Origin of the sequence: Bacillus pseudomycoides DSM 12442, from assembly GCF_000161455.1 — a bacterium.
GTDB lineage: Bacteria > Bacillota > Bacilli > Bacillales > Bacillaceae_G > Bacillus_A > Bacillus_A pseudomycoides.
Genome location: NZ_CM000745.1, coordinates 5,520,629 through 5,525,013, shown reverse-complemented (window position 1 = coordinate 5,525,013; position 4,385 = coordinate 5,520,629). Strand labels below are relative to the sequence as shown.

Sequence of the window (4,385 nt, the reverse complement as noted above, 5' to 3'; positions counted from 1 at the left end):
GAATATCAGTGTCTTTGTTCTTTTTATTCAAACGTTTTAACTCTTCCAATCTTTTATCAGCTTCAAGATCTGAATTGATTTTCCCCTCTTCAATTTCACTAACTAATTGTTCAAATGCTACCATGTCAAATGACTCTATACCTGCTGGAACTTCTTCCGTTGTTTCAGCAAAAACACTTACTGTTGTAAAGCTCATACATAAACATATTAATACTCCAATTATAGATTTTCTCAATATCATTTTTATAAACCTCCTACGTCATATTCCTTGTTCTATTATTTTTTTAATTCACCTCGCAATGAAAACTTTACAGAATATTCCAGCACTAAACAAGACTGGTTCTCTGTCAATCTTTTTGTTAACATAAATATATATTAAGATGTTACTTAATTAGGTGAATTGTAAACTTTGTTTATATAATTTTCTAAATATTCTTTATTTACGATGGACTATTTGTGTTGGTCAATCAAAACGGACCTAGCGAAGCGAAGGGAGTATTTGACTTGACCAACCGCGCTACACCCGAACCCTCTCGGCACTGAACAAACTACCGTTTGTTCCTGCCAACCGGCGAGGGAGCCCCTCAGGGATTGAGGGGTTGGGGAGTTCGATTGAGGGGGGCTGGGGAAGAGATCCCCAGTGGGTTTGGGCAAAGCCCAAGGTCTTTATTCGGCAAGCCGAATTCCCCGTAGGGGCACACTCTTTACGATAGTAAAGTATAGTGTGCTATACTTTACATGGAAGTCCACCGAAAAACAGTAGAGAAGTATATATACTTTATAGAGTGGTCGAGAACAAAATAAAGAGAAAAAATAGGACAAGTTGAGGTGAGGATTCGTGAGTTTTGCTATTTGTAGAATGCAGAAATTTAAAATGCGAGATGTGAAAGGAATCCAGATTCATAATCAACGAGAAAAAGAGAGTCATACAAATCCTGATATTGAAAAAGAACAAAGTCATTTGAATTATGATTTACATAACGATCAATACATTGATTATTTAAGAACAGTGAAAGAAAAAATTGAACAGAACGTTGAAACCAATCGAGCAATTCGAAAAGATGCGGTTGTGATGTGTGAATTTGTGGTAACAAGTGATAAAGCTTTTTTTGAACGTTTAAGTGAAGAAGATCCAGATTCTCAAAAAGAATTCTTTGAGGAAGCCTATAGCTTTCTTAGAGAGCGATATGGAGAACAAAACATTGTACATGCAGCGGTACATTTGGATGAAAAGACGCCTCATATGCATGTAGGAATGGTTCCAGTAACGGAAGAAAAGAAGTTGTCAGCAAAACAGATTTTTAACCGTAAAGAGTTAGTCTCACTTCAAGATGATTTTCATGCTCATATGGTGGAGAAAGGCTTTGATTTAGAGCGTGGTGTATCTAGTGATAAAAAACATATTGAAACGACGCGTTTGAAGGCTTTAACAGCAAAAGAAGAAGTACAAGTGTTAGAAGAGACTCTTTTAGAAAAAGAGTTGGAAAGGCAACAAATAGAGAAATCTATGAATCAGATGAAAAATCGTTTAAATGCTTTAAAAGGAGCTGTTAAAGTAGGAAAACAAGTAGAAGAGATGCCTGTGAAAGAAAAAGGGGGTCTCATACGCTCTAAAACGGTTGAAATTGGTTTAGAAGACTTTCAAAGGATTAAAACCCTTGCAAAAGCATCGGAGGCCTTTAAAAGGGAAAATGAGACGTTACAGAGACAAAATCATGCTTTGAAAGTGAATAATACAGATTTACATACATCTGTAAAACGTTTAGAAAAAGAGAAAAAAGAATTAGAACCATATAAAGCGAAATATGAGAGACTTCAAAAGTTATTTGCACAAATGCAGGAGTTTTATAAAGAACGAGTTCCTCAAGGATTGGAGAAATTTCAACAAATTGTAGGGTATTGCAAAAAGAAAGTGAATATCACTTTAAATCCCTTTAGTAATACTCGTTATAGTGAAAACAATTTAACAGAACATGAAAGAAAAGGATATGATCTTGCTTCAAAAGATATACAGCAAAAGAAAAAAGAGAAAAATAGAAATAGAGATAGTGGTTTAGAGAGATAAAAAGCATTACACCCAAAAACAAGAAAAGGATTTGCTCATATATTCTTTAAAAACATAAGGTAATGTAAACCGTTAAAACACATTTATGTCTCAGTTAATACCCTCTTACTCAAGGAGGAATTATTATGGGTTTTGGAGGTAGTTGTGGCGGCTTTGGTGGTGGATTCGCTTTACTAATTGTGCTGTTCATCCTGCTAATCATTATTGGTTGCAGCTGTTGGGGTGGGGGATTCGACGGAGCTTGCTAAAAACAATTAGAAAAGGCACTCATATGGGTGTTTTTTCTTATGAAAAAATCCCTACATAGGCATCTACATTCATTTATTAGAAACATATAAAAAGGACAGACATAAATTATATTACGTTTTGATGTATTCTTCTTATTTTATAAATATGTGACATAGCTAAAAAGCCCAAAGTACTACACCAAAAAGTACCCAATTTTAAAGAATCATGGGTACTTTTTGAGTTATTCTTTCTCTTTTAACATTTTAATATTGTTGTAATTATATTTGTCAAAAAGCGTATTGTTTTCTTTTTTACTTAATAAAATTGTTCCGTTAAAACCAACATACTTTTTCTTATTATGTGCATTTTGGAAAGCTACTTCTGGATTTATTATGTATACATTAGCTGTACCTACTTTTGCAACATTAATAAAATTATGCTCTTCAAGATATTTAATAGCTTTATATATTGTTGTTCTACCCTTTCCAAATTCTTCACTTAAAAGTTGTTGTGAGGCCATTACTAGATTGTTATTGTTCATGTTATCTAAGAAAAAGACAAAAATTTCACTAGCTAATTGATTATCTTTAATTAATAATTGTAGAGCTTTTAACCCCATTCCTTTATAAACTTGTACAAATGGAGGATTATCAGCTTCTTTTTTACGTTGTTCAATTTCTTTTTGTTCAGCATCTTTTAAGTCGATTAATTTTTCAACAGAAGACAAAGGTAATCCAGTTAATTCAAGAATTTGCATTAAATCGTTTTTACTGATGTTAATATCATCTTTATTTTGCAAAATTATCAACCTTTCTTCGTGAACATATATGTTCACGTTTGTGAACGTCTTGTTTAAATAATAGAACAAGACGTTCACAAAAACAATAAAAAAGTGAACGTCTTGTTTCCTTATGTTCACCCCTAGGGTGAACATATATGTTCACCCTAGGGGTGAACATAAGGAAATTATAAACCCATATTTATCAAGGGTTTACTAGGTTTTCCCTTCTATATCTATTAATGGGCTATTCACTTATCAATGGACAGGTAGTATTTTTGAGAAAAAACCTCTCAAAAATCTCCACCTTTTTCGCTACGCTTCACCATTGATAAGTGAATTTCGGCAGGTATAGGCATGTCGCCAAGCCGAACATACCAAAAACGAGGATTTAAGTAGCACGACTTGGACTAGTAATTATACCTGCCGAACCGCTTAAATTAGCTGTCCATAAAATAGCTCTTACTCTATGTTTTTATGACACTATAAGGGGCTAGCCCCTCGCTGCGCTTCACCCCAGCCTTTGCACTCACACCCAAAAACAAGGAGACCTCCTTGTTTTAAACAAAGAGGTCTCCTTATTTTTTAAGTACAACATAATATTACTTTATCTGTATCTTTTTCCTGAATTTTTAAATTTTTTCGTTCATCAATTTTGTAAGGAATATCATTATCTTTTAACTTCTTCAATAAATAATCATTTTCATGTACATTTTCTTTCCAAATAATATATTTTTCATTTCTTGCATCATTGAAAAATATAATTCCAGCTAAACATAAAAATAAAATTGTTAATGTTGCAAGTAAAATGTAGATTTTTTTCATAGACTAAGGTTTTTTCCCCTATATTTTTTATTTATTGATTTGTCCATAATAACCATCCTTCAGGTTTTCTTATATATTTTAATAAACCATTTCTTATATCTTGTTTAAGATTATCAGCCATGGATTGTTCAAATAAAGAATAACCATTAGCAACTCTCCAATTATACATATCTCTTCCCTTTTGATTGTTATAATAATCCATATCGTGTAGTTTTTTCTCTGTTGGATTATATCTTTCATGATTGTCTGCTACAATTTTCGCATTAGAACAACCTATACTTTTACACATTAAAGCATTCCAGTATGAATGCCTAAATGCATCACCTTTTCCATTATCTTGACTCTCTTTAGAATAGTATGCATTTGTCATATTCAGCGCAGTATTCACATTCAATCTTGCTTTTCCACACTTATAGGCACCAATTGCATTAAGACATGCTTGTGTTTCTTTAGTTTTTCCTAATGCCCCAGCAATACTACCGCTATATT

The 4,385-nt window shown here is 32.9% G+C and carries 5 protein-coding genes and 1 pseudogene; 2 read left to right on the top strand and 4 right to left on the bottom strand.

Annotated features, from left to right (window positions below; genetic code table 11):
• A pseudogene (locus tag BPMYX0001_RS33490) lies at nucleotides 1–241 on the bottom strand (hypothetical protein); the annotation flags it as partial.
• Between the two features lie 597 nt (nucleotides 242–838).
• Between BPMYX0001_RS33490 and mobV the strand changes: the two are divergent.
• Both mobV and BPMYX0001_RS31800 read left to right on the top strand, forming a co-directional pair.
• Nucleotides 839–2,065, top strand: a complete 1,227-nt coding sequence (gene mobV, locus BPMYX0001_RS27920; protein WP_244268567.1) for a MobV family relaxase — start codon at nucleotides 839–841, stop codon at nucleotides 2,063–2,065.
• 125 nt (nucleotides 2,066–2,190) lie between these two features.
• Nucleotides 2,191–2,313, top strand: a complete 123-nt coding sequence (locus BPMYX0001_RS31800; protein ID WP_006097515.1) for a YjcZ family sporulation protein — start codon at nucleotides 2,191–2,193, stop codon at nucleotides 2,311–2,313.
• A 221-nt stretch (nucleotides 2,314–2,534) separates the two neighbouring features.
• Here BPMYX0001_RS31800 and BPMYX0001_RS27915 read toward each other — a convergent pair whose 3' ends face one another.
• From BPMYX0001_RS27915 to BPMYX0001_RS27905, 3 genes are all read right to left on the bottom strand, one after another.
• Nucleotides 2,535–3,092 carry a replication/maintenance protein RepL gene (locus BPMYX0001_RS27915; protein ID WP_006097514.1) on the bottom strand — a complete coding sequence of 186 codons (558 nt, stop codon included), beginning with the start codon at nucleotides 3,090–3,092 and terminating at the stop codon, nucleotides 2,535–2,537.
• A gap of 564 nt (nucleotides 3,093–3,656) precedes the next feature.
• Complete coding sequence (locus BPMYX0001_RS27910; protein ID WP_006097513.1) at nucleotides 3,657–3,896, bottom strand: hypothetical protein; 240 nt, start codon at nucleotides 3,894–3,896, stop codon at nucleotides 3,657–3,659.
• A gap of 31 nt (nucleotides 3,897–3,927) precedes the next feature.
• A partial coding sequence (locus BPMYX0001_RS27905; RefSeq protein ID WP_081449600.1) for a DUF6973 domain-containing protein occupies nucleotides 3,928–4,385 on the bottom strand: 458 nt, incomplete at its 5' end.